General features: G+C 43.2%; 25 protein-coding genes and 1 other annotated feature. Of the genes, 17 read left to right on the forward strand and 8 right to left on the reverse strand.

Going from position 1 to position 23,769, the window contains the following annotated elements:
* Positions 1-102 precede the first annotated feature (102 nt).
* On the forward strand, positions 103-1,950 hold the full coding sequence (asnB, locus tag ABXS78_RS05605) for an asparagine synthase (glutamine-hydrolyzing) (protein WP_366249277.1): 1,848 nt from the start codon (positions 103-105) through the stop codon (positions 1,948-1,950).
* 151 nt (positions 1,951-2,101) lie between these two features.
* On the forward strand, positions 2,102-2,950 hold the full coding sequence (locus ABXS78_RS05610; RefSeq protein WP_095223785.1) for a YitT family protein: 849 nt from the start codon (positions 2,102-2,104) through the stop codon (positions 2,948-2,950).
* A 33-nt stretch (positions 2,951-2,983) separates the two neighbouring features.
* Here ABXS78_RS05610 and ABXS78_RS05615 read toward each other — a convergent pair whose 3' ends face one another.
* Positions 2,984-3,247: a NifU N-terminal domain-containing protein gene (locus ABXS78_RS05615; RefSeq protein ID WP_366249278.1), complete on the reverse strand. Its 264-nt coding sequence runs from the start codon at positions 3,245-3,247 to the stop codon at positions 2,984-2,986.
* Between the two features lie 129 nt (positions 3,248-3,376).
* On the opposite strand from ABXS78_RS05615, the gene ABXS78_RS05620 reads away from it, so the two are divergent.
* From ABXS78_RS05620 to ABXS78_RS05635, 4 genes are all read left to right on the forward strand, one after another.
* Positions 3,377-3,817, forward strand: coding sequence for a hypothetical protein (locus tag ABXS78_RS05620; protein ID WP_366249279.1), 441 nt, complete (start codon positions 3,377-3,379; stop codon positions 3,815-3,817).
* Between the two features lie 84 nt (positions 3,818-3,901).
* The gene (locus tag ABXS78_RS05625) at positions 3,902-5,470 is read left to right on the forward strand and encodes a diguanylate cyclase (protein WP_366249280.1); all 1,569 of its coding nucleotides are present in this window, start codon (positions 3,902-3,904) and stop codon (positions 5,468-5,470) included.
* Between the two features lie 14 nt (positions 5,471-5,484).
* Entirely contained in the window at positions 5,485-5,847 is a 363-nt protein-coding gene (locus ABXS78_RS05630) for a response regulator (RefSeq protein ID WP_366249281.1), read from the forward strand.
* Positions 5,840-9,049 (forward strand): ATP-binding protein, encoded by a 3,210-nt coding sequence (locus ABXS78_RS05635; RefSeq protein ID WP_366249282.1) that lies wholly within the window; start codon positions 5,840-5,842, stop codon positions 9,047-9,049. The genes ABXS78_RS05630 and ABXS78_RS05635 overlap by 8 nt, the downstream gene beginning before the upstream one ends.
* Before the next feature lie 38 nt (positions 9,050-9,087).
* On the opposite strand, the gene ABXS78_RS05640 is transcribed toward ABXS78_RS05635, so the two are convergent.
* From ABXS78_RS05640 to ABXS78_RS05650, 3 genes are all read right to left on the reverse strand, one after another.
* Positions 9,088-9,255, reverse strand: coding sequence for a DUF3813 family protein (locus ABXS78_RS05640; protein ID WP_176465779.1), 168 nt, complete (start codon positions 9,253-9,255; stop codon positions 9,088-9,090).
* Between the two features lies 1 nt (position 9,256).
* Complete coding sequence (locus ABXS78_RS05645; RefSeq protein WP_170937469.1) at positions 9,257-9,400, reverse strand: hypothetical protein; 144 nt, start codon at positions 9,398-9,400, stop codon at positions 9,257-9,259.
* Positions 9,401-9,505: 105 nt separating this feature from the next.
* The gene (locus tag ABXS78_RS05650) at positions 9,506-10,333 is read right to left on the reverse strand and encodes a Cof-type HAD-IIB family hydrolase (RefSeq protein ID WP_366249283.1); all 828 of its coding nucleotides are present in this window, start codon (positions 10,331-10,333) and stop codon (positions 9,506-9,508) included.
* Between the two features lie 154 nt (positions 10,334-10,487).
* Between ABXS78_RS05650 and ABXS78_RS05655 the strand changes: the two genes are divergently transcribed.
* From ABXS78_RS05655 to ABXS78_RS05665, 3 genes are all read left to right on the forward strand, one after another.
* Positions 10,488-11,252, forward strand: coding sequence for a prolyl oligopeptidase family serine peptidase (locus tag ABXS78_RS05655; protein ID WP_366249284.1), 765 nt, complete (start codon positions 10,488-10,490; stop codon positions 11,250-11,252).
* Between the two features lie 83 nt (positions 11,253-11,335).
* The gene (locus ABXS78_RS05660) at positions 11,336-11,647 is read left to right on the forward strand and encodes a metal-sulfur cluster assembly factor (protein WP_038559343.1); all 312 of its coding nucleotides are present in this window, start codon (positions 11,336-11,338) and stop codon (positions 11,645-11,647) included.
* Between the two features lie 94 nt (positions 11,648-11,741).
* Positions 11,742-12,065 carry a hypothetical protein gene (locus ABXS78_RS05665; RefSeq protein WP_286160776.1) on the forward strand — a complete coding sequence of 108 codons (324 nt, stop codon included), beginning with the start codon at positions 11,742-11,744 and terminating at the stop codon, positions 12,063-12,065.
* Between the two features lie 30 nt (positions 12,066-12,095).
* Here the strand turns inward: ABXS78_RS05665 and ABXS78_RS05670 are convergent, their stop codons facing one another.
* Positions 12,096-12,275, reverse strand: coding sequence for a DUF2929 family protein (locus ABXS78_RS05670; RefSeq protein WP_141234162.1), 180 nt, complete (start codon positions 12,273-12,275; stop codon positions 12,096-12,098).
* 107 nt (positions 12,276-12,382) lie between these two features.
* Here ABXS78_RS05670 and ABXS78_RS05675 point away from each other — a divergent pair, with 107 nt between their 5' ends.
* Positions 12,383-12,976 (forward strand): hypothetical protein, encoded by a 594-nt coding sequence (locus tag ABXS78_RS05675; RefSeq protein ID WP_366249285.1) that lies wholly within the window; start codon positions 12,383-12,385, stop codon positions 12,974-12,976.
* A gap of 23 nt (positions 12,977-12,999) precedes the next feature.
* Here ABXS78_RS05675 and ABXS78_RS05680 read toward each other — a convergent pair whose 3' ends face one another.
* Complete coding sequence (locus ABXS78_RS05680) at positions 13,000-13,206, reverse strand: hypothetical protein (protein ID WP_366249286.1); 207 nt, start codon at positions 13,204-13,206, stop codon at positions 13,000-13,002.
* Between the two features lie 227 nt (positions 13,207-13,433).
* Between ABXS78_RS05680 and fabF the strand changes: the two genes are divergently transcribed.
* Together fabF and ABXS78_RS05690 are read left to right on the forward strand one after the other, a co-directional pair.
* A complete protein-coding gene (fabF, locus tag ABXS78_RS05685) occupies positions 13,434-14,672 on the forward strand; it encodes a beta-ketoacyl-ACP synthase II (RefSeq protein ID WP_095223796.1) in 1,239 nt (412 codons plus the stop codon).
* A 199-nt stretch (positions 14,673-14,871) separates the two neighbouring features.
* Positions 14,872-15,624, forward strand: coding sequence for a DUF3603 family protein (locus ABXS78_RS05690; protein WP_366249287.1), 753 nt, complete (start codon positions 14,872-14,874; stop codon positions 15,622-15,624).
* Positions 15,625-15,655: 31 nt separating this feature from the next.
* Here ABXS78_RS05690 and trpS read toward each other — a convergent pair whose 3' ends face one another.
* Complete coding sequence (gene trpS / locus ABXS78_RS05695; protein ID WP_366249288.1) at positions 15,656-16,642, reverse strand: tryptophan--tRNA ligase; 987 nt, start codon at positions 16,640-16,642, stop codon at positions 15,656-15,658.
* A 58-nt stretch (positions 16,643-16,700) separates the two neighbouring features.
* Positions 16,701-16,906: a binding site (T-box leader), on the reverse strand.
* 55 nt (positions 16,907-16,961) lie between these two features.
* A complete protein-coding gene (locus ABXS78_RS05700) occupies positions 16,962-17,315 on the reverse strand; it encodes a DUF3899 domain-containing protein (protein ID WP_366249289.1) in 354 nt (117 codons plus the stop codon).
* 341 nt (positions 17,316-17,656) lie between these two features.
* On the opposite strand from ABXS78_RS05700, the gene ABXS78_RS05705 reads away from it, so the two are divergent.
* The 5 genes from ABXS78_RS05705 to ABXS78_RS05725 all read left to right on the forward strand — a co-directional run bounded on the left by ABXS78_RS05705 (position 17,657) and on the right by ABXS78_RS05725 (position 23,590).
* Entirely contained in the window at positions 17,657-19,360 is a 1,704-nt protein-coding gene (locus ABXS78_RS05705) for a peptide ABC transporter substrate-binding protein (RefSeq protein ID WP_366249290.1), read from the forward strand.
* Between the two features lie 143 nt (positions 19,361-19,503).
* The gene (gene opp3b / locus ABXS78_RS05710) at positions 19,504-20,430 is read left to right on the forward strand and encodes an oligopeptide ABC transporter permease (protein ID WP_095223801.1); all 927 of its coding nucleotides are present in this window, start codon (positions 19,504-19,506) and stop codon (positions 20,428-20,430) included.
* Positions 20,431-20,434: 4 nt separating this feature from the next.
* A complete protein-coding gene (gene opp3C / locus ABXS78_RS05715; protein ID WP_095223802.1) occupies positions 20,435-21,580 on the forward strand; it encodes an oligopeptide ABC transporter permease in 1,146 nt (381 codons plus the stop codon).
* 19 nt (positions 21,581-21,599) lie between these two features.
* Positions 21,600-22,646, forward strand: a complete 1,047-nt coding sequence (locus ABXS78_RS05720; RefSeq protein WP_095223803.1) for an ABC transporter ATP-binding protein — start codon at positions 21,600-21,602, stop codon at positions 22,644-22,646.
* Complete coding sequence (locus ABXS78_RS05725; protein WP_095223804.1) at positions 22,646-23,590, forward strand: ATP-binding cassette domain-containing protein; 945 nt, start codon at positions 22,646-22,648, stop codon at positions 23,588-23,590. Before ABXS78_RS05720 ends, ABXS78_RS05725 begins: the two co-directional genes overlap by 1 nt.
* Positions 23,591-23,769 lie beyond the last annotated feature (179 nt).

A 23,769-nucleotide genomic window follows, 5' to 3' on the forward strand; every position in this document is an offset into this window, starting at 1 on the left:
AGGCAGGTTTTTTTCTTTTGCTCACGTTTAGCTCCGCTTTTCATATGTTGTAGAAGTAACGGCTTAATATGACATAGGCGAGAAAAGGAGTAGAGCGGGCATATGTGCGGTATTACCGGGTGGGTTAATTTCAAACGAAATCTGGTGCAGGAGCAACCTGTGATCCAGAAGATGGCTCAGACATTATCGAAACGGGGTCCGGATGAGTACAACGATTGGGGCGCACCACATGTCCTGTTCGGTCACCGGCGACTGATTGTAGTAGATGCTGCAGGAGGCAAACAGCCGATGCAGCACACTGATGAGCGCGGGACTTATACATTGATTTACAATGGAGAGCTCTACAACACAGAAGATATTCGGAAGGAATTGAAGCAGCGTGGATGGTCCTTTCAAGGGCATTCCGACACGGAAGTGCTGCTGAAAAGCTATATTGAGTGGCAGGAAGCGTGTGTCGAGAAATTTAATGGGATATTTGCATTCGCCATTTGGCATGACAAAACAGAAACCCTCTTTTTTGCAAGGGATAGATTAGGCGTAAAACCACTCTTCTTTATGGAACAGGATGGCGGGCTGTTGATCGGGTCAGAACTGAAAGCAATCCTTGCCCATCCAGAAGTGGAAGCAGTACTTGATAAGGAAGGCGTTTCGGAGATTTTGGCACTCGGTCCATCACGGACACCTGGCCACGGCGTCTTTAAAGGCATCAAGGAATTACGAGCAGCACACATTGGGAAATTCGATCGGAATGGCTTGAAGCTGACTCGTTATTGGAACGTGGAAAGCAAAGAACATACAGATTCTATAGATGAAACTGCTGCAAAAGTAAGAGAACTTCTGACAGACTCCGTCATCAGACAGCTTGTATCAGATGTACCGCTTGGCACCTTTCTGTCAGGCGGCATCGACTCGAGCGCGATAACCGCAATTGCTGCGAATCACTATAAAGAAACAGGCAAAGGGCAGCTTTCAACATTCTCGATCGATTTTGACGGGAACGATACGTTTTTCAAGAAAAGCGATTTCCAGCCGGCAAGCGACCAGACTTTTGTTGAGAAAATGCAGAAAGCCTTTGGAACGAACCATAAGACATATGTAATGGATAATCTGTTATTAGCTGGCTCGCTAAAAGAAGCAGCGATTCTTAGGGATTTGCCTGGTATGGCGGATGTCGACGCCTCATTATTTTGGTTCTGTGAACGAATCAAGGAGAATGTTACGGTAGCATTATCAGGTGAATGCGCAGATGAAATCTTTGGTGGCTACCCGTGGTTTTACCGGGAGGATGACTTGAACAGAGAAGGTTTCCCTTGGATCCGATCAGCTCAAGTCCGTAATGGCTTGCTGAAGAAAGAATGGCAGCATGACCTTGATTTGCATGGGTATATGCTAGATAGATATCAAGAGACTATTGATGAAACACCAATGCTGCCTGGTGAAGAAGCAGAAGCAGCAAAACGGAGACAAATGTTTTATTTGAATATGCATTGGTTTATGCCGACGTTGCTCGATCGAAAGGACCGGATGAGCATGGGAGCAAGCTTCGAGGCCCGGGTTCCGTTTAGTGATCATCGATTGGTGGAATATGTCTGGAACATCCCATGGGAAATAAAGACGTACGGCAATAAAGAAAAGGGCATACTTCGAAAAGCGCTCGAAGGAATCCTGCCGGATGAAGTGCTTTATCGGAAGAAGAGTCCATATCCGAAAACACATAATCCAGTTTATACGGCTGCTGTCGTTCAGTGGATGGAAGAGATTCTCCGGGATGATGATGCGCGCTTATTCGACTTATTCGACCGGAAGGCCATTGATGCACTTGTCAAAAGCAAAGGTCAGGATGTAACTGCTCCTTGGTTCGGTCAATTGATGACCGGTCCGCAGCTGCTGGCACATCTGGGACAGATTGACTTTTGGCTGCGGCATCATGATGTAAAGATACGAGTTTGACTTCGGGAGCTACTATTAGCTCCTTACTTAAGAAAAGTATTTTCATTCGGAGTGATTTCGGCTATAATGATTCGCGGGCTTTGCGCAGGAATAGCTTACAGTCGTTCTGCGCAAGCTTTTTAATGTATGGGTCTTATGAGGAGGTACATAATTGTTCTACTTTGAAGTGAAACGTATCGTGGTCGTCATTTTCGGAGCTTTGCTCAATGCAGTGGCACTGAATTTCTTCCTGATACCTGCAAGTGTATATGGCAGCGGCTTTACCGGTGCTGCACAGCTTTTATTCGATTTCTTTGCACAAGTACTTGGTATCACCTCGATCGGTACTGGGATTTGGCTTTTCATTTTGAACGTTCCAGTAGCTATCCTTGGTTGGATGAAGGTGGGCAAAGGCTTTACGATTTATAGTCTCTTTTCAGTTGCTTGTATGACAGTCATGCTGGAGCTGCTTCCTATTCATGCTCTTTCAGATGATATCATCCTGAATGCCGTATTCGGCGGTGTCATTGCAGGTGTTGGGGTTGGTCTGACACTCAAATGGGGAGCTTCTACCGGAGGTATGGATATTGTCGTCATGATTTTATCCCGTCTGAAGGATCGCCCTGTTGGCACATACTTCCTGCTTTTGAATGGAGTCATCATCCTTCTTGCCGGTGTCTTGAATGAACCAGCCAATGCCTTGTACACGCTGGTCACGCTTTATGTATCGACTCGAGTAATCGATGCGATCCATACACGCTATGAGAAGGTGACAGCAATGATTGTCACTACCAAGGCGGACGAGCTTTCAAAAGCGATTTATAATAAAATGGTACGGGGTATTACGATCATTCCTGTTCGAGGCGGCTACACAAAGCAGGACAAAAATATGCTGATGCTCGTCATCACTCGTTATGAATTATATGATTTGGAGCACATTATTAAGGAAGTGGATCCATCAGCCTTCATGAATGTCGTAGAGACAGCGGGTATCTATGGATTCTTCCGTAAAGATAAATAAAAGCTGAGGAGCATTATAGCTCCTCAGCTTTTTTTAATAGCCTGCTTCTTCCATGACAGCGACGACTTTCGCAGAAAGCTCGTCCCAATCTGCGTTCGGCAGCTTGTTGATTGTAATGAAGTTCTGGAAACCGAAAACATTATCGACACCTTCAACTGTCATCAGCTGATTCATGATGTCGTATTCGCTCGTTTGTCCAGGCATGACAGACACGCTGCCGTTGCCTTCAAAGATGATTTTATCAGTAGTAAATTTCTTTGCATTCGGATTTGGGGTATTTTCCACTCTAATACTCATGCTATTGGCCTCCTTGCGTCCATACTTACCACTATCATAGCAGATAGCGAACGATTTAAAAAGCGGGAAATAACTTGGTTAAATAGAAACAGGTTTGGGTAGTGAAAAAGGTGTAGAGGAGGGGTATGGATGGTGGTTCGTGTTTTTTGCATTGGCAGTATATCGGGCATTGCACTATCGGCCTGGATGTATCTTTGGCAGCAATTAACTAGCAGTAAGGTGTATACATTACTGCTGAATGTTGATTTCATTCCCTATTTTCGACAGGTGGATTGGAATGAACTTATGCTCAACATCTTTCACATTATTATTTCCTGGGCAATTGTCCTTGTCTTCTTCTTATTGATAAATAGGATCGGACTAGGCAGGTGGTTGAGTAGTATTGGTCTAAGCCTCTTTGCGGCCTCTGTATATTTTCCATTATCCATTCTTGCTAAACAGTCAGTACCAGCTGTAGATGATTGGTTGGCTATTATAATCTGGTATACCGGGCACTTACTATATGGTCTTCTGGTAGTAAAACTGACCGATTTATTTTATAATCGTAAATTTTTAGGGAAACAAAGATGAAGGTTGCTGTTGTGATATAATCAACCTGCAATCTTAGCTAATACACCAGGAGTTAAGTGCTTAATAAAGATAGAGGTGTACAGATTGAAGAAATACCAAGAGATATTTACGTCAAAAATTAATGAAAGTTTTGCAATGTTCAAGCAGCAGGAAACGATACGAAAAGGGGATTTATATCAGTTAATCCATCAAATAAAAGGGACAGGAGCATCCATAGGTCTTAATACCTTGTCTGAAGTTGCAGAAGCCCAGCTGCTCTGTATAGCGGAAATAGATGAGGAACGTCTGTCAAAGGACATTTGGATGCCAATAATAGAAGCTATCGAGCCAGAATTGCAGCAGCAAGCTGAACTTCCTGTTAGACCGCGGGAATTTATCAGGCAAGAACCTGTGCTGCTTATATCCAGCAATAATGACTGGCTCATGCGAGCGAGAGAACGTATCGAGAAGGAAGGGCTCCAAGTAATTGTAGCCGCGGACAAAGAACGTGCGATTGCGCATCTTTACGAGGCGCATCCGCTTATGACACTGATTGATGGCAGCTGGCGTGAGCATATAAAGAAGGAAGATAAATCCTATGTTCAACAGAAGATGTTTTCCTTTGTCATGTTCATTGGAGGTAATTTGAAATTCGAGGAAAAACAGCGATTCTTCCGAAATGGTATAACCGATATTATTGATCAGCATGAAGTGGACGAGTTGGTAATTGAACTCATCTTTAACCGTTTGAAGCTTTTGGAAACGCTGGAACAGCGAGTCGTGGTCGACCCATTAACGCAAGTTTATAACCGCTCATTCTTAGCTGGCTTCCCAGCTGGCCGGGAGGCAGAGCTCACTTGTGCCGTGCTTGATATTGATAATTTTAAACAAGTAAACGATACATATGGTCACGCAAGCGGTGATATTGTACTGCGGAATTTTGCTGCTTATTTTAAAGGTGCTGTGAGAGAAGAGGATTACATCATCAGGTATGGAGGGGAAGAGTTCCTTCTGCTCATGCCGGGAATTACGGATGAACTTGCAGCAAGCCGCTTACGTGAAATTCTGGAAGGCTATAAACAGCAGCCGCATGAGCTGGCTCAAACAACGATCTATACATCCTTTACAGCAGGTATAGCATCGAGAGGAAAAGGTGAGCAATTTTCGCTGGATCATTTGATCGAACAAGCTGATCAAGCCCTGTATTTCGGGAAACGTAATGGAAAACAGCAAGTAAATATTTATGAAGCTTGTCATCATAATATGGATGAGAAGCATTATAAATCTCTTTATCTATCTGTAGTGGATGATGATACCATCATTCGTTCATTGCTTCATGATAGTCTGGAAGGTTTGCAGATGGATGGCTATCGTGTACAGCTAAAGGCTTTTGCAGACGGAAGCTCCTTGCTTGACTCCGATTGGATCAGACAAGCGGGCAAGCATATTGTTCTGCTTGATGGAGTCATGCCGGATATGGATGGGCTCGAAGTGCTGACAGCTTTGCGCACATATTCAAATGAAAAAAATCTTTTTGTCATGATGCTGACTGGCAGACAAGATAACCAGGATGTAGTAAAAGCGCTGGAGCTTGGAGCGGACGACTATATGACCAAGCCATTCCATGTTGAAGAAGTGGCAGCCAGAATCAAAAGGCTGACGCTCCGCACCTAAGAGGAGGAAATAAGATGGCAAAGATATTAGTGGCGGATGATGAAGAGGTATTGCGTATGTTAATCACGGATACTTTGGAAGATGAAGGTCATGAGATTGAGAGTACAGCTAATGGAAATGAAGCCCTAAAGAAAATGCAATCAGAAAACTATGACTTGGTGATTCTGGATAATATGATGCCCGGCAAGACAGGTATCGAGGTGGCCCAGTCGCTGTCTGCGGATTGGAAGCAGAAATGCCCGATCATTATGCTGACCGCAAAAACACAGCAGTCTGATATCGAGGAGACGAAAAAAGCTGGCATTGCCTATTATATGGCGAAACCATTTAGTCCGTCTCAATTGATTTTGTTAGTAGAGGATATTCTAGATGCCTAATTACTTTCGAAAAACGATCAGACGGCAGTTCCTTTATATTCTCTTCTTTGTTCTGCTGGCCACGATGCTAGGTATTGCTGCTTTCTTTTATATGCATTATTCGACTAATAAGCAATATGAAAAGGAGCGGGATGTCCTTGTTGAAAAGCGGGGAGTTCTGCAGAATATTAAATCTGACTTAAGTGATATGGTATTCCATATGCGAGGTTACGCTCTTTATACAAATGACCAGGAAAGGCAAAATGCAGAAAACTCTCATGCGTCATTGGAGGATAACCTGGCCAAGCTCGAAGCGTTCGATCTTTCTTTGGAAGAAAGAGATAACCTGACACGGATCAAGAGTTTTGAGGATATTTATTGGGATACGTATTATCCAGAGCTGCAGGAAGCTATCGAGTCGGATAATCTGCAAGGATTTGCGGATGATGTAGTCGATGAACGGATAGATGAAATCAATGATATTCTGCATGTGACGGAAAACCTAAGACAGCATAACGAGGATGCTATATCCGAGCTGCATAATGAATTTATGCAGGATAACACGTGGGAATCTTATATGCTGCTGCTCTTTGTCCTGCTTATCTTCGGAATTTTATTATTCTTTAACCGACAGTTCACGCGGAACATTGGGAAGCCTTTGTATGATTTATCAACTGCTTCCTATGATGTTGCACATGGGAAAAATGTGACCATTGCGCCTCTTGAACGAAGTGATGAAATCGGTATTCTATCGGATGCTTTCCGTGATATGACTAAACGTATTCAAAATCGGGAGCAAAATCTTTCTAAACAGAACGCTCAGCTGACGGAACAGCAAGAACAGCTGGAGAGCTATGTCAATGATCTGCGTAACTTGAATTGGGCATTGAATGAATCCTCGATGGTGATAGTTCTGGATAACAAAGGGATTGTCAAACAAGTAAATGAAAATTTCAGTTCCATTTCCATGTATCCGGAGAAAGAGCTTATCGGAAAGGATTTTCTCAATATTATCGCGCTAGAGGCGAATAGGACAGATATCAGAACAGTTTTTCCTGAGCTGTTTCAAGGGCAGGCTTGGAGCGGAACACTTGAGCATCGGAAGAAAGATGGAACAAGCTATTGGGTGCATGCAACAATTGTGCCGTATTCAAATGAAGATCAGGTTATGGAACAGCTTATTGTAATTGAACAGGATATTACGCGAATCGTAGAGTCAGAAAGGATGCTTCGGGATTCTTTGCGTGAGACTGAGGAAACAAAACAAAGCATCGAACGAATGAATCGTATGAATAACACATTATCCGTTACGATGGAAAAGCAAGCTCTTCTGGATACAACGATAAAAGAACTGTCTGCTCTTTATCAGTATGATAAAGGCGTCATTTTTATGGCAGAGACATCGGAATTTGCTGCAATCGGAATCACAAAACAATTTAAAGCGCCAGTAGCTGCACATTTCCAGACAGTGATACAGCGTCTGGAAGAAAATCCGGAACCATTTGTACTTGAAAGGCAGGCAGACAAAGGGGAAGTGGGATATCGTGAAAGCGGAATGAGTGAAGATTTGCATATCCCTGTGCATAACTCGGCTGGAGAATTAGTTGCTGTATTTATATGTACGAGATTCCAGCGTTCTTTCCGGGAGTCAGAAAAGAAAGAACTGAATTGGATTTTGAAACGACTCAGCTTATTCTTGGATAAGATTGAATCGTATGAGCTCACAGAATACAATAGACAACTTAATCAGGATATTATCGATAATGTGAATGAAGGTATCCAATTTGTCAGTAACACTGGGGATTTACTGCAGTACAATGCCAATTGGCAGGTATACCTGCAGCTTGCTGCCGTGCAATCCCGCCGGGACGCTTGCAATGATTATGCTAGCTGGATGGAATTTAGTAAAACATACATTGAAAATCAAGAAGCATACGAGGCATACGTGAACCAAGCCATTTTCAAAGAAGAACAGCCAGAGGGCGGTCTGAGGCTGCGTGTCAGCGGAGTACAGAATAAAGTGCTGCTTCTATATCATGTCAGCATTACACGTCATGACGAGAAAATTGGTACCCTTTTTGTTTACCGTGATATTACAGCGGAATACGAAGTGGATCAAATGAAATCTAATCTGGTTAGTACGGTCAGCCATGAATTAAGAACACCTCTGGCAAGCGTACTTGGTTATACAGAGCTGATGATCACCAAGGATTTAAAGCCGGAGCGCCAAGCGCGATACTTGCAGACGATTCATCAGGAAGCGACAAGGCTGACGAATCTGATCAATGACTTTCTCGATTTGCAGCGCATGGAAGCCGGGAAGCAGGAATATGTGAAAGAAAAACAGCCTTTCACGCCGATTGCGGAGCAGGTGATCGAGAATTTCCAGTCTATGAACACTAATCATAATCTCGTCCTTCAGCAGAATAGTGTATATGATCATGTGAGTGTGGATCATGACAAAATGATTCAGGTATTGACGAATCTCGTCAGTAATGCCATCAAGTTCTCACCGGAAGGCGGAGATGTGGTCGTTTCTATTCAACAGCAGAAGCATCAGCTTTATGTCCATATTTCTGACGAAGGAATCGGCATTCCAGATCAAGAACTAGGGCGACTGTTCCAGAAATTCAATCGGCTCGATAATTCCAGCAGTCGCAAAATCGGCGGTACTGGATTAGGGCTTGCTATTTGTAAAGAAATCGTCGAAGCCCATGACGGGAAAATCATGGTCAGATCCACCGAGGGTGAGGGCAGTGTCTTTTCAATAGTATTGCCTTTGGTTGAGGCAGATGTGCATGTCTTGCCAGAAGTTGAACAAAGCCGCCAAATAATTCTTCTGGAGGATGATCGCAGCTTAGCAATTCTTCTGGAGGATGAGCTGAAGGATGCCGGCTTTGCTGTGAACCGCTTCATCACTGGAGAGGCACTTATCAAACAGCTGCCGCAATTAAAACCAGCAGCATTTGTAATCGATTTGATGCTTGGCGAGGGTGTGGATGGCTGGGATGTTATACATGAAATCAAACAGCATCCAGAACTACGGCATATCCCTATTTTCATTTCTAGTGCTATACAGGAAATGGAAAAAGCGAAGCACTATGAAATCAATCATTATTTGATCAAACCCTACCCGCCGAATAAGCTGTCGACTGTAATTTTGCAATCGATCTTGCAGCCTGGTAACAAAGGGATAATTGCATTTGAAAAGGAACAGGAATAAGAAAGAGGCAGATCCGAAAACCGGATCTGCCTCTTCTGTTACTGGTCGAGCTTCTGCTCGAAGTCCTGCAATTGCTGCTTTTCTTCTGCAGTCGCATCGTTATATGCAGATTGGATAGTCTCTTGCGCTGTTGCAGAGTCATCCTGGCTTGGTTTATTAGTCAAGCCCTGCACTGTTTTCTTGGCTTTTTCGAAGAAGTTTTCCATCCTAAAACCCTCCATTATGGCTTTCTGATTGATGCTTCTTCACACTATCGCTGAAACGTTCGCGGTAGACGAAAACATCGTCATGCTGTCTTACCGATTGCGCTCCTTGACTCGTGAACCGTTTAGATTTACTCCTCTTACTCATTCGTTACCCCTCCGAACGTCTAAAGAAGTAAAAGCATAACCGGCTTTACCCGATTACGCTTTTAGTTTGCTCCTTGAACGCAGGAAGTATGATTTGTAAAAATTGTTAATTCGTCGGCACTTCCAGCTTCAGATAAGAATGAAGGAAGGTTGCAATGCCATCCTCCATATTCGATCCGGTTGTGTAGTTGGCGATTTCTTTCAACGGCCCGATAGCATTACCCATTGCAACTCCTGCACCGGCATACTCGATCATTTCCAGATCATTGTCTTCGTCACCGAAGGCGATGATATTTTGCTGCGGTATACCATAATAATGGGAGATCTTTTGCAAACCGACTGCTTTGCTCAGCCCTTTGCGAATGATTTCGATGATATGGTAAGGTGCACCCCAGCGTCGATGCTCAATTACTTCGGCATGCTCTTTCTCGAGTGTCTCCCTGATGGAAGCAACTTGGTTTTCATGTGGATAAATGAGCAGGGAAGTTGGATCATCCTGCAGCGCTTGATTCAAGCTGCCAACTTTAATCGGATCATCTTCTTCCTCTAAGTGGAACAAGTCCAATAAGTATTGGTCGAAACGATCGATATATACATCATCCATCACTTCTGCAATGATATTTTTCACATCAAGTTTATTGCATGTGTCCACAATTTTACGTGCTGTACGGACCGGCATCGGGGAGTGGACAGCGTCCCATTTTTTATCATCTGGATGATGGATGAGCGCTCCGTTGAAATTCACCATCGGGGTAGTAAGCCCGAGTTCACGATAATAAGCCAAGGAAGCACGATGGGGCCTCCCTGTTGCAATAACGACGACATGACCAGCATGTATTGCTGCTGCTATGGCTTGTTTGTTCTTTTCAGAGATATGTTTATCATCTGTTAAAAGTGTTCCATCTAAATCAAGTGCTATCAAATGTTTTTCCATTTATTATCACCTCTATATTGTACATTATAGTGTATCCTTCTCTTTCTCATCTGTAAAGAAATCGTCAAGACGAAGGAGTATCGATTTACAAAAGCGGCCTGGACAACTAAGATGAAGCAGTAGGTAATGGAAAACGTAGAAGAGGATGAAGCAAATGATCGTCATTAAAGAAGAAGTCTGGAACGAGGTACCGTTGCTGCGTATTGAGCAAGCAGGTGCTGAGGATCAAGAACTTCCTGTGTTTACATATTTCCATGGCTTCACAAGCGCCAGGGAACATAATTTGCCAATTGCATACATGCTGGCTGAAAAAGGATATCGCGTACTCTTGCCGGAAGCGCTCCATCATGGTATTCGGGAAGATGGTGTAAGCAGCAGCAAGCGTCAAATGGAATTTTTCGCAATCGTAAAGCAGAATCTGTATGATTTGCAGCAGATTCATCAGTACGCATCCGAAAAAAGATTAATACAGAGTGAACGGTTTGCAATCGGTGGTACAAGCATGGGTGGAATCACGACATGTGCTGCACTTACACAATTTGAATGGATCAAAGCTGGTATGGTCATGATGGGATCGCCTAAGATTGCAGCATTCGCGCGCGGAATGGTGGAAGCGGTAAAGAAATCCGGCGTCGAAATGAATATACCAGAGGAAGAAATGGAGCAGCTATTCACCTCTTTAGAGAAAATTGATTTATCTCTGCATCCTGAGGCGATCGGTGACCGGCCAATGTTCTTCTGGCATGGTGATCAGGATCCTGTTGTTCCATATATACATTCCCGCAGTTTCTATGAAACGCTGGAATATGAAGCCGCAGATCAGGAGCAGTTCACGTATGTTACGGAAGCTGGATCTGGGCACAAAGTATCCAGAAAAGCGATGCTAGCCGGAACAGCTTGGCTGGAGAAGGTACTGTAGCAGTTTATTTCTATTTTACCGAAAATATGTTTAAATAGATGCAGACAAACAGTTTCTTGAACTGGTATAAAGGAGGAGTAAGAATGGATCAAGCATTGGAAGAGAATATGCTCGGTGCACTGGAGAACGTTATCGACCCTGAGTTGGGAATTGATATTGTTAACCTTGGCCTAGTGTACGGTGTAGATATAGATGAAGATGGTACTGGCATCGTTACGATGACGTTGACTGCAATGGGCTGCCCGCTGGCTGGCCATATCGAACAAGATGTAAAACGCGTCCTTATGGATATTCCAGAAGTGAAGGAAACAAAAGTAAATATTGTATGGAGTCCGCCATGGTCCAAGGACCGCATGTCCCGCTATGCGAAAATAGCTCTCGGAATTCCGGATTAATACACTGTCCTCCTGCTTAAGCAGGAGGGCTTTTTTTTTGCACACAGGACACTTTCCCGGCATAGGCTGAGTGTGTAAAGGGGGAGGGTTCATCGTGACGAATTCTTATGAACAAACATATCCGCAGTCTCATCACATGATGAATATGTGTAAGCAGCATAAAAACCAATATGTCCTTGTGCAGCTTATGGATGGCTATCAATTGGATGGAATTGTTTTGGATGTGGATGACGAGTATGTCCATCTCGCAATACCAGCAGATGAGCAGTATGATTATGTGGAAGAGGATGACGACGAATACCGCAATCCATACGGTTATCCGGGTTATGGATACGGGTATGGATATCCTGGCGGTCGCTTCCGCCGGCTGGTATTACCGCTAGTAGGCTTGGCAGCACTCAGCCTTATTCCGTGGTAAAAGAAAAAACCTTGCCAGATGGCAAGGTTTTTATTCATGTTCTTCCCCTTTTGGAAGAACAGCAGATACAGTCCATACACCTAGACTGAAGATGATTGTCATGACGATAACAAGTGACATATCGTATGGATCACCGGACATGCTCGTCAGCACAAACGCTACGACAGCACTAAGGACGAAAGCCCAAATAATTGTTGCAACAAACCGCATTAGTATCACCTCTATCATTCACACATATACTTCTATCATAGCAGGTTCCGGTCAAAAAGAAAACGATTCTTGTGCAAATCCTCACATGGATAGGAGCGGTGAAATTTATGCATTTCCTCGTAAGTCAGTGTTATTCCTGGGAAGGGTATCATTTAGTCCAGGCATTACTGGAAGATGGCCATGAAGTATCAGGCTTGCATGGGCAATCCTTAACAGATAAAGAGTCACATTTAAGTATGTATATTGGTCGTCATGCCATGTTCCGCGAAGGAATTCAAGATACGGATTATAAAGCGTATGTCAGTTTCTTCGGAACAGCGGATAAAAGAGTGGAAAATCAATCTTGTGTAGATATCAGTTACGCTGCCGAGAATACCTCTGAACTTGAAAAACAGATTCTGTTACCGATCTTATACGGCGAATGGATGCCAAGAGATGAGGAAGCAATTCAATGGAATAACAAACGAATTTTGTTTGATGATGAATATTTCCATAAAAATGCGCTGCCTATCAAACCTGTCATGCAAACCATCAGCAAGCTGTTATCAGGTGATGGAAGTATGACTAATTATCGCTTTTATACAAAAGAGGTGTGTCCGGAGCAGGAAGATCAAGCAGCTATTGCTCTTACACGCAATTTAAAGGATGATTTATCGGCTTTACACAAACACTATGCACAATTCAGATTTTTTTATGAATAAGCCTGCTCCGCACAGTCCAGTCTTCATTTTTTCTTAATGTATTTTGCTGCGTGATTTTTCAGATGTTTTACATATGGAGAGAGTTGCTCATAAGTCTCCATGATTGTGCCAGCTGTCTCCATCAAATTGAATTCTTTTTTTGGTTCTTCTTTTTTAATTTCCTCTTGTTCCGGCTCTGAATTTCTTCTCTTTCCAAAAAGGAATTCATCCATACGGTCATTTCTTCTCATCTCCGCACCTCCATACGTTAAAGTATGTTCGCAGTCTGCATCTTGTCTATGTAATTACCTAGTTTATTGGAACTGAGATATTTTGTTTTCATTTAAGAGCTTACAGATCAAGAAAAATACGTTACAATGTATTTCAGATTATGCACTTTATCATGGTCATTATAATTATTGGACATGTCAGATCAGCTTCAGCATGATTTTTTGCTGAAGAAGGAGGAAACAATCGTATGGAAAAGAAAAGAGTAGTTGTCACGGGACTAGGTGCGGTGACACCAGTTGGAAATGACGCCGCTACAACGTGGCAGAACCTCTTGGAAGGTAAATCGGGTGTTGATGTTTTGACCCGTGTTAATAAAGATGATTACCCTGCGAAGGTGGCAGCGGAAGTAAAGGACTTCAATCCTGAAGATTATATGGAGAAGAAAGATGCGAAACGCATGGATCTTTTCACACAATATGCGGTAGCAGCGAGTAAGATGGCTGTCGAAGATGCAAAACTGGAGATTACTGACGAAAATGCAAACCGTATCGGAGTTTGGATCGGTTCTGGTATTGGTGGAATGGGCACATATGAAGAACAGTTCGAGAAACTAATGACGAAAGGTCCTCGTAGAGTAAGTCCTTTCTTTGTACCGATGATGATACCGGATATGGCTTCCGGGCAAGTATCCATCCAGCTTGGTGCAAAAGGAATCAACTCTTGCTCCGTTACAGCGTGTGCATCTGGAGCGAACTCGATCGGAGATGCCTACAAGGTTATCGAACGCGGTGACGCAGATGCGATGATCACAGGCGGATCGGAAGCGCCTTTGACAAAGATGGCTTTTGCAGGCTTCTCAGCTGCCAAAGCACTATCCTTCAATGATGATCCGAAGACGGCAAGCCGTCCTTTCGATGCCAACCGAGATGGTTTCGTAATGGGAGAAGGAGCGGGTATCTTAATTTTAGAATCACTTGATTCCGCCTTGGAACGCGGTGCAACTATTTATGCTGAGATTGTTGGCTACGGAGCATCGGGTGATGCTTATCATATCACTGCACCAGCTCCAGAAGGTGAAGGTGCTGTACGTGCGATGCGTCAAGCAATGGAGGATGCAGGCCTGCAGGCAGAAGATATCGATTATGTTAACGCACATGGGACAAGCACAGAACTTAACGATAAATTCGAAACAGCAGCTTTAAAACAGCTTCTTGGAGACCATGCTTATCAGACAGCTATTTCCTCTACGAAATCAATGACAGGCCATATGCTTGGTGCTGCTGGAGCGGTGGAAGCAATCATATGTGTCAAAGCAATTCAAGAGGGCATGATTCCTCCGACAATCAATCAAACGGAGAACGATCCACTTTGTGATTTGGATTATGTACCGAATGAGAAGCGTGAGAAGAAAGTTCGCGCTGCTTTAAGTAATTCACTTGGTTTTGGCGGCCATAATGCTGCACTTGTATTCAAACAATATCAGTGATTTAGAGAACCCCCTAATTCTTAGGGGGTTTTTTTATTTTTTCAATCATATAATACAAGAATAAATCTTTGCTGGTTGGTCATAATGTATCCTACTACAAGCCACACGGGACGCGCTCCCCACACCCAATGGTTTCAGCTGCATGCAAGCGCGTACCGGAGTGGATTAGCAGAATCGAAAAGCAAAGTGAGGGTTATCTATGTTATTTATGCATGATATTTGGGTGAACTGGTTTGAAGGAGAAGAAAATGGCTATAACGTATGCTCATTTCATGAATGGCGAAAGGAAGACGGCATCGAACTGCTCGATCAGGTACCGCTACTCTACATAGAAGATGCGCTGTTCGCATACATCGAGAATGACTTAAGGGAGCTTCCAAAGCAAATGCTGGATATGATTCACAGAAAAGCTTTCCTGCGTAAGAACCAAGAGCGGATCGCCATCGATTATGCTTGCATTATAACGAACGGAAAAGCAATCCTTGCAATCGATACGATGGGCTATATCACGCCGGTCAGAAAAAGCAGGCTTATTCCGCGCCAGGAGCGGCTCGTCTATCAAATGATTGAAGATGCCCATCCCGAAACCTTCAGCTGGCAAGCAGAAGAGGAAAAGAAAGAATATCATATCTTATCCCTGAAGCCCGACTTGATGGTTGGACTGACAAGGAAAGAGAGACAGCTGAAGCAGCTTCTAATGATGACGCTGGATCAGCTTGAGACGAGTGAGAATTTGGAGCAGGTCAGATACTGGCTGACAGAGTGGAAACCTGAAGAGTACCATGTGCATCGTTCATTAGAATTTCAGGAAGCATGGCAGAAGCTGTATGACGGAGTTTCCGTCGGCTGGAGCAAGAAGCAAGAGGAACTATGTGAAAAAATGGTAAAAGGCCAGCCTTTCTATGAAAAGCTATGGGAGCTCGAACAAAATGATCAGGCAAAAACCTCATAAAAAATAACCGGCAGTTATCTGCCGGTTATTTTTATTTACCGCGACCTAATCCCATCGCTTTTTTCGCTTTGCGCAATGTTTTGTTTGCAACTGCTTGTGCGCGTTCTGCGCCCTTATCAAGCACCTCATCCAATGCATCGCTTTCCATCCATTCATAATAACGCTGCTGGATAGGAGACAGCATGTTAATGACAGCATCCGCAACAGCTTGTTTGAATTCACCATAACCGCTGCCTGCAAATTCCTGCTCGCTTTCCTCAATCGTCTTGTTGGTAGCAACCGAATAGATTGTAAGCAGATTGCTGACACCAGGTTTGTTTTCTTTATCATAGCGTACGACACCCTCGGAATCGGTTACCGCACTTTTGATTTTCTTCTCGATTTGCTTCGGTTCATCCAGGATGAAAATAGAAGCCTTCAGATTCGCATCTGATTTACTCATCTTCTTCGTCGGCTCCTGTAAGGACATGATCCGAGCACCGACTTTCGTGATCTGGATATCTGGCACTGTGAAGATATTATTGAAGCGGTTGTTGAAGCGCTCGGCTACATTGCGAGTCAGCTCCAAATGCTGCTTCTGATCATCGCCCACAGGAACGATATCCGTATTGTATAGAAGAATATCGGCAGCCATTAGTGGCGGATATGTCAATAAAGCAGCTGAAACGCCATCTTTTCCATCTGATTTGTCCTTGTACTGTGTCATGCGTTCCAATTCACCAATATAGCTGATGGATTGGATCATCCATCCTAGCTGCGTGTGCGCCGGTACTTCCGATTGGATGAAGAGAACGGATCTCTCCGGGTCGATTCCAGCAGCCAAGTAGAGTGCTGCGAGTGAACGGATCTGTTGTTTGAGCTTCAATCTGTCCTGCGGTACAGTGATCGCATGCTCATCTACAATACAGAAGTAGCATTGGTTCTCTTCCTGCAGTGCAGGAAACTGGCTAAGAGCGCCGATGTAGTTACCGAGTGTCAAACTGCCGCTCGGCTGAATACCTGAAAAAATAGTCTTCATCTTAAAATCATCCTCCTAAAAAAAGACACAAAAAAATCCATTCGCTGTCTGCATTTGCTGCAGGGACGAATAGACCGCGGTGCCACCCTAATTATCCTCCTGTATGAAGGATCACTTGATGCAGTTAACGCCTGCTTAAACGGCGGGACACAATCCCGCAGCTCCAAAAACCCAATTTCCGCTACCCATGGTGCTTGTTCTCACCAGCCACAAGCTCTCTTTAACCAGAGGAGTACCGTACTATATTTTCTTCGTCGCTGTTATATTCCTGTTAGTTATTCATTATATGCATGTTGCGACCGGTTTGCAAGCCGGTCTGTCAGAATAGATAGTAGATCGCAAGAAGGATAAGCAGGATGCCGATCAGTACCAGCGCTTGGAAACGTATATAGGAAAGGAAATTCCGATTCACCCATTCAGATGGAGCTCCGTTCTCTTCAAAATCATAGAGACCGCGACTTTTGAATTTACCGAACTTACGGAAGCTGTAAACAATCCCGTCCAGCACCCGTCCTTTAATGACGACTAAGATCAACGTGACTACAAAATAGAAGAAAGCCACATAAAATACTGCATTTATAAGATGAAAAAGATCTTTTGCTTCTCCTGTCAGAAAGACAGTAAGAGTTATAAGCAAATTGATGACCAGTAGAATCCAATGCAATTTCCCCAAAATAATACCCGCCTTACAATATAGTTTTAAAAGCAAGTATATCATACATAGGTAAATGATAATTTGTAAATAGATTCCCTTCCGCACCTCAAAGCATTTAGTACTAGTTGAAATGATTCAATTGTGTAAAAAGCATAAAATTTGTGCAAATTCCATGAAATCAAACTAGTTAATTAGTCCTATTTTTTGTTATGAAAATGCAATGTTTTCGCACTTTTGTAAAATTGCTCTAAAATTAGGGGTGCACAAATTGTGAGAAAACTTGTATAATTCTAATTGCGAACAAGTTGTTCGTAGAAAAGTGATAAAATTTAGAATTTTTGGGGAGGTCATGTTTTCACATGAGAAAGACGAACTGGTTATTACTTGCACTTGTTTTAGTTCTAAGTTCTTTCCTTGCAGCATGTTCCGGCGGTTCTAGCGGTTCCGGCGGCAGCGGAGGAGAAAGCGGCGGAGACAGCGCTTCAGGCTCTGCAAACGGCGATCAGATTTTTAACTTGCCTATCACTGATGAGATTCCTTCCATGGATCCATCCAAAGTTGAAGATGCTCTTGGGATCCAATGGGTATCCGAGGTTATGGAAGGCCTTTACCGTTTAGATGAAAACGGAAAACCTGTTCCGGGTATGGCTGATGGGGAGCCCGAAATCAGTGAAGACGGTCTTACTTATACATTCAAAATCAAAGAAAACGCTGAATGGAGCAATGGTGATCCAGTAACTGCTCAAGACTTCGTATTTGCTTGGCAGCGCGCAGTTGATCCAGCTACAGCTTCTGAGTACGGTCCATATATGATGGGCGGCGTTGTAAAGAACGCAACACAAATTTCATCCGGAGAGATGGATCTTGAAGAATTAGGAGTAAAAGCTGAAGGCGACAAGACATTGGTTGTAGAACTTGAAAAAGAAGTTCCTTACTTCCAGTCCATGACTACTTTTGCTACATTCTTCCCGCTTAACCAGAAATTCGTTGAAGAGCAAGGAGATAAGTTCGGTCTAGAACCAGAAAACATCCTTTCCAACGGACCTTTCGAAATGACAGAGTGGAACCACTCTCAAAGCATGAAATTCGTGAAAAACGAAACATATTGGGATGCTGAAACAGTTCAGCTTGAAGAGTTGAACCTAACTGTAGTTAAAGATACATCAACTGGTGTAAACCTTTATGAAACTGGTGAACTTGACAGAGCAGGATTAAGTGCTGACTTTGTTGATCAGTATATCAACGATGCTAACTTCATCACAGAACCTGAACCAACTGTATTCTACTTGAAAATGAACCAAAAACGCGGTGGTGAAGAGGATACACCATTCGCTAACGAAAACGTACGTAAAGCAGTTGCTCAAGCAATCAATAAAGAAGACTATGTTAACGTAATCCTTAACAACGGATCTACTGTAATTGACGGTTTAATGCCGGCAGATTTCGTTTCTGGTCCAGATAACAAAGACTTCCGTGAAACTAACGGTTCCCTTCTTTCTTATGACCTAGAAGCTGCACAAGCCGCTTGGGAAAAAGCAAAAGAAGAGCTTGGCACAGATGAAATCACTATTGAGATGCTAGGTGATGACGGCGACACAGCAGCGCAAACATCAGCATACTTCAAAGACCAGCTGGAGAAAAACCTTCCTGGCCTTACAGTTGAAAACAAACAAGTACCGTTCAAGCAGCGTCTAGAGCTTGATAATGCGCAAGATTACGATCTTCAAGTAGCTGGCTGGGGTCCTGACTATGTGGATGCAAACACATTCATGAACCTATTTGTTACAGATGGTGCAAATAATGGTATGAGCTACTCCAGTGAAGAGTATGATGCTTTGATTGAATCTGCTAACGGCGAACATGCTGGCGATCCAGAAGCTCGTTGGAATGATTTCCTTGAGGCAGAGAAAGTACTGATGGAAGATGCAGCAATAGCACCTCTTTATCAGCGTTCCCGTTCTGCTCTACAAAGTCCGAAGGTTCAAGGCGTATTCAAAAACGCTTCTGGTCCTGACTACGAGTACAAGTGGGCATACGCAGATAATGCGGCTGCTGAACAATAATAATTTCATAGTCTTTTAACTGAATAAGGTATAAAAGGCAAGAGAGAGTATATCCAACTTGATTGGCTTATACTCTCTTTTACCGTTAATGCGCATTTTGTCGGATAATAACAAATTTTCAAAATTTGAGGAGGAGAAGAGCTATGGGGAAATATATCGCACAACGTATAGGCTATATGCTGATCACTTTATTCCTAATTGCTACCATTTCGTTCTTCCTGATGCATTTCCTGCCAGGAACACCAATAACGAATGAAAATAAATTATCACCTGAACAAAGAGAAATCATCTTGGAAACATATGGCTTAAATGATCCACTGCCAGTACAGTATGTGAAATATATGGGTGGACTAGTAACAGGCGATTTGGGAGTTTCTTTCCAATATGACAACCGTGGTGTGACGGAAATATTGATGGATAGAATAGGACCTTCTATGCAATTAGGTGCCCAGGCGCTATTGATTGGTACGATCCTTGGAGTCCTTCTTGGATTAGTAGCAGCCATCTACCATAATGGTTTCATGGATTATACATCAACTATCGTAGCCGTTTTGGGTACATCTATCCCTTCCTTCGTATTTGCAGCATTGCTTCAATATGTACTTGCTGTACAGTTGGGCTGGTTCCCGGTAGCAACCTGGGAAGGCTTCAGCTATACGATACTTCCTACCATAGCGCTGGCGATATTCCCAATGGCCACCTGCGCCAGATTTGTCAGGACAGAGATGATTGAAGTGCTTGGCGAGGAGTATATCACAACTGCAAGAGCGAAAGGATTGAAAGGCTCTGCCATCATCTTCAAGCATGGAATCCGTAATGCGCTAATTCCTTTGATTACCGTATTGGGACCATTAGCAGTTGGTTTGCTTACAGGAACTTTGGTTATTGAGAAAGTATTCGCTGTACCTGGAATAGGTCAGCAGTTCGTTAGCTCGGTTACAACAAATGATTTCCCTATTATCATGGGAACTACACTGCTTTTTGCTGTATTCTTCATTGTAATGCTGTTGATTATCGATATCCTTTACGGATTGATTGATCCTCGAATCAGACTGGCTGGAGGTAAATAACATCATGGAAAATCCTAAAAAGAATATTGATAAAAACTTATTTCAGCTGGCAAACCGTCCCGAGGAGCAAGGGGATAAAATAGCAAGACCTAGTACGACACTTTTACAAGATGCTTTTAGAAGTATCAGAAAAAATGTGTTTGTGATGATATCCATTATTTTGCTTGTGTTTATCCTGGCAATGAGTATCATCGTACCAATGGTATCTGATCACAGTTATACAGAGCAGAATCTAAATGCTTCCCTTATGAAACCGCGCGTACCTGGATTGGAAAAGATGGGTATCTTTGATGGTAAAGAAACAAAGAACTTTGTTGGTAATAATGTACAAGCTGCAACACAAAAAGCAAATGTAGCTTATGATAATGCTACTGATTATATGGATGTTGAGGTTGTAAATGAAGGAAACGGTTCTCCTAACTCTGCCGAAGTTAAGGTAACTTACGACAAATATGGAGCAAAAGACATGGCTGATGAATATTATTACTTCGGTACTGACCGACTTGGCCGCGATCTTTGGGTACGTGCTTGGCAGGGTACTCGTATTTCCCTGTTGATTGCTTTTGTAGCCGCTGCAATTGACTTGGTCATTGGTGTTGCATATGGCGGTATTGCTGGTTACTTCGGCGGCAGAGTAGACAACTATTTAATGCGATTCTTGGAAGTTATAGTTGGTTTACCAAACTTGGTTGTCGTAATTCTTATGATTCTAATACTAGATCCTGGATTATGGGCAATTATTATCGCACTTTCGATAACAGGATGGACCAGTATGGCCCGAATTGTCCGTGGTGAAGTACTCAAGCTTAGAGGACAGGAATATGTATTGGCTGCTCGTACACTTGGTGCTTCTAATTCAAAAATAATTGGAAAACACTTAATACCGAACGTTTCTGGGTTAATCATTGTTAATACAATGTTTACAATACCATCTGCTATATTCTTTGAAGCCTTCCTAAGCTTCATTGGTTTAGGCTTACCAGCTCCAGATGCTTCCCTAGGAACACTTATCAATGATGGCTTCACATCTATTTTGATTACGCCACATGTTATCCTATGGCCGGCTATCTTGATTTCTTTGATTATGATTTCCTTCAATATCCTAGCAGACGGACTGCGCGATGCGTTTGATCCGAAGATGCGTAACTAATTAAAGGCGGTGAACCGAGATGGAAAAAATTCTTGAAGTGAAAGATTTGAAAGTCTCCTTCAAAACACATGGGGGAGAGGTACAAGCGGTTCGCGGAGTTACCTTCGACCTCCATAAAGGGGAGACCCTCGCAATCGTAGGTGAGTCTGGATCAGGAAAATCGGTAACAACTAAAACGCTTATGGGTTTGCTTCCTAAGCCTCATGGTTTTGTAAAAGAAGGCAGCATTGCCTTCGACAATAAAGATATTACGAAATTGAAAGAATCAGAACTTCAAAAGATCCGCGGGAAGGATATTTCGATGATTTTCCAGGATCCTATGACCTCCTTAAACCCGACTATGAAAGTCGGAACGCAAATTATGGAAGGTTTGATCAAGCATCAAAATATGGGCAAAACAGAAGCTCGTGAGAAAGCGATCGAGCTGATGAATTTAGTACAAATTCCGAATCCTGAAGCGCGGATGAAGCAATATCCGCATCAGTTCTCAGGCGGTATGCGTCAGCGTGTCGTAATCGCAATTGCGCTTGCATGTAATCCTCGGGTATTGATTGCCGATGAACCGACAACTGCATTGGATGTAACCATTCAAGCACAGATCCTGGAGCTGATGAAAGACATTCAGAAGAAAGTAGATACTTCCATCATCTTCATTACCCATGACCTTGGAGTTGTTGCTAATGTGGCAGACCGGGTAGCGGTTATGTACGCAGGTAAGATTGTTGAGGTTGGTACAGTTGATGAAGTGTTCTATAATCCGAAGCACCCGTACACATGGGGTCTGCTCGGTTCCATGCCGACACTTGAGAGTGATGAAGAGGAACTGTTCGCGATTCCGGGTACACCACCTGATTTGATTGCACCTCCAAAAGGGGATGCCTTTGCAGCGCGTAATAAGTTCGCGCTCGAAATTGACTTTGTTGAGGAGCCGCCAATGTTCAAAGTGTCTGATACGCATTATGCTGCAACATGGCTATTGCATGAAGACGCACCGAAAGTCGAGCCGCCTGAGTCAGTCAAGAAGCGAATCGAGTCAATGGAACATTCTGAGGAGGCGACGCGATAATGAGTCAGGAAAAATTACTTGAGATCAAAAATCTGAAGCAGCATTTCAAACTTGGAAGAAATAACGTCGTCAAAGCGGTAGATGGATTGACGTTTGATATTTATAAAGGAGAAACATTCGGACTTGTAGGCGAATCGGGCTGTGGTAAATCCACAACTGGCCGCTCCATCATCCGTCTGTACAACTCTACAGATGGTGAAGTGCTTTTCAAAGGAGAAAACGTCCAAGGAAAGAAAAACAAGTCTGAGTTGAAGAAATTCAACCGTCAGATGCAGATGATTTTCCAGGATCCGTATTCTTCCCTCAACCCGCGTATGACAGTTATGGATATCATTGCAGAAGGTATCGATATTCATGGCTTGGCAAAGAATGCCGAAGAACGAAAGGCAAAAGTGTATGAATTGCTTGAAACAGTTGGTTTGAACAAAGAACACGCTAACCGTTATCCGCATGAATTCAGTGGCGGTCAGCGTCAGCGTCTTGGAATCGCCCGTGCCTTGGCAGTGGACCCAGAATTCATCATTGCCGATGAGCCGATTTCAGCACTTGATGTATCGATTCAGGCACAGGTGGTCAACTTGATGAAGCAGCTTCAGAAGGAAAAAGGCCTCACTTACCTGTTCATCGCCCATGACCTTTCCATGGTTAAATACATCAGTGATCGTATCGGTGTTATGTACTTCGGTAAGTTAGTTGAGCTTGCTGATGCAGAGGAGCTTTATAAGAATCCGGTGCATCCATATACACGCTCTCTTCTTTCCGCGATTCCGCTTCCAGATCCAATTTACGAGCGCAATCGTAAACGTATCGTTTATGATCCAAGTCAGCATGATACAAGTGAAGAGCCGGAATTCCGTGAAATCAGCCCAAGACATTGGGTATTGTGCACCTCCAAAGAATTTGAGGAATACAAAAAAGAAAAACAAAATCCTGTTACAAATTAATAAGCAAAACCGCAGCCTATGACTGCGGTTTTTTTTATGCTGTATTAGGTTTGCTATATGAAAAATTAGGATAAGTAGGAAGGGGGGGATAATCCGACATAAACTTGGCGATTTCGTAAGAGACTTGGTAAAACCGGTTTCATCTTCCAAATAACTCCCTTATAATGATATTAACTACC

Origin of the sequence: Terribacillus aidingensis, from assembly GCF_040703035.1 — a bacterium.
In the GTDB taxonomy this organism is placed as follows: Bacteria; Bacillota; Bacilli; order Bacillales; family Amphibacillaceae; genus Terribacillus.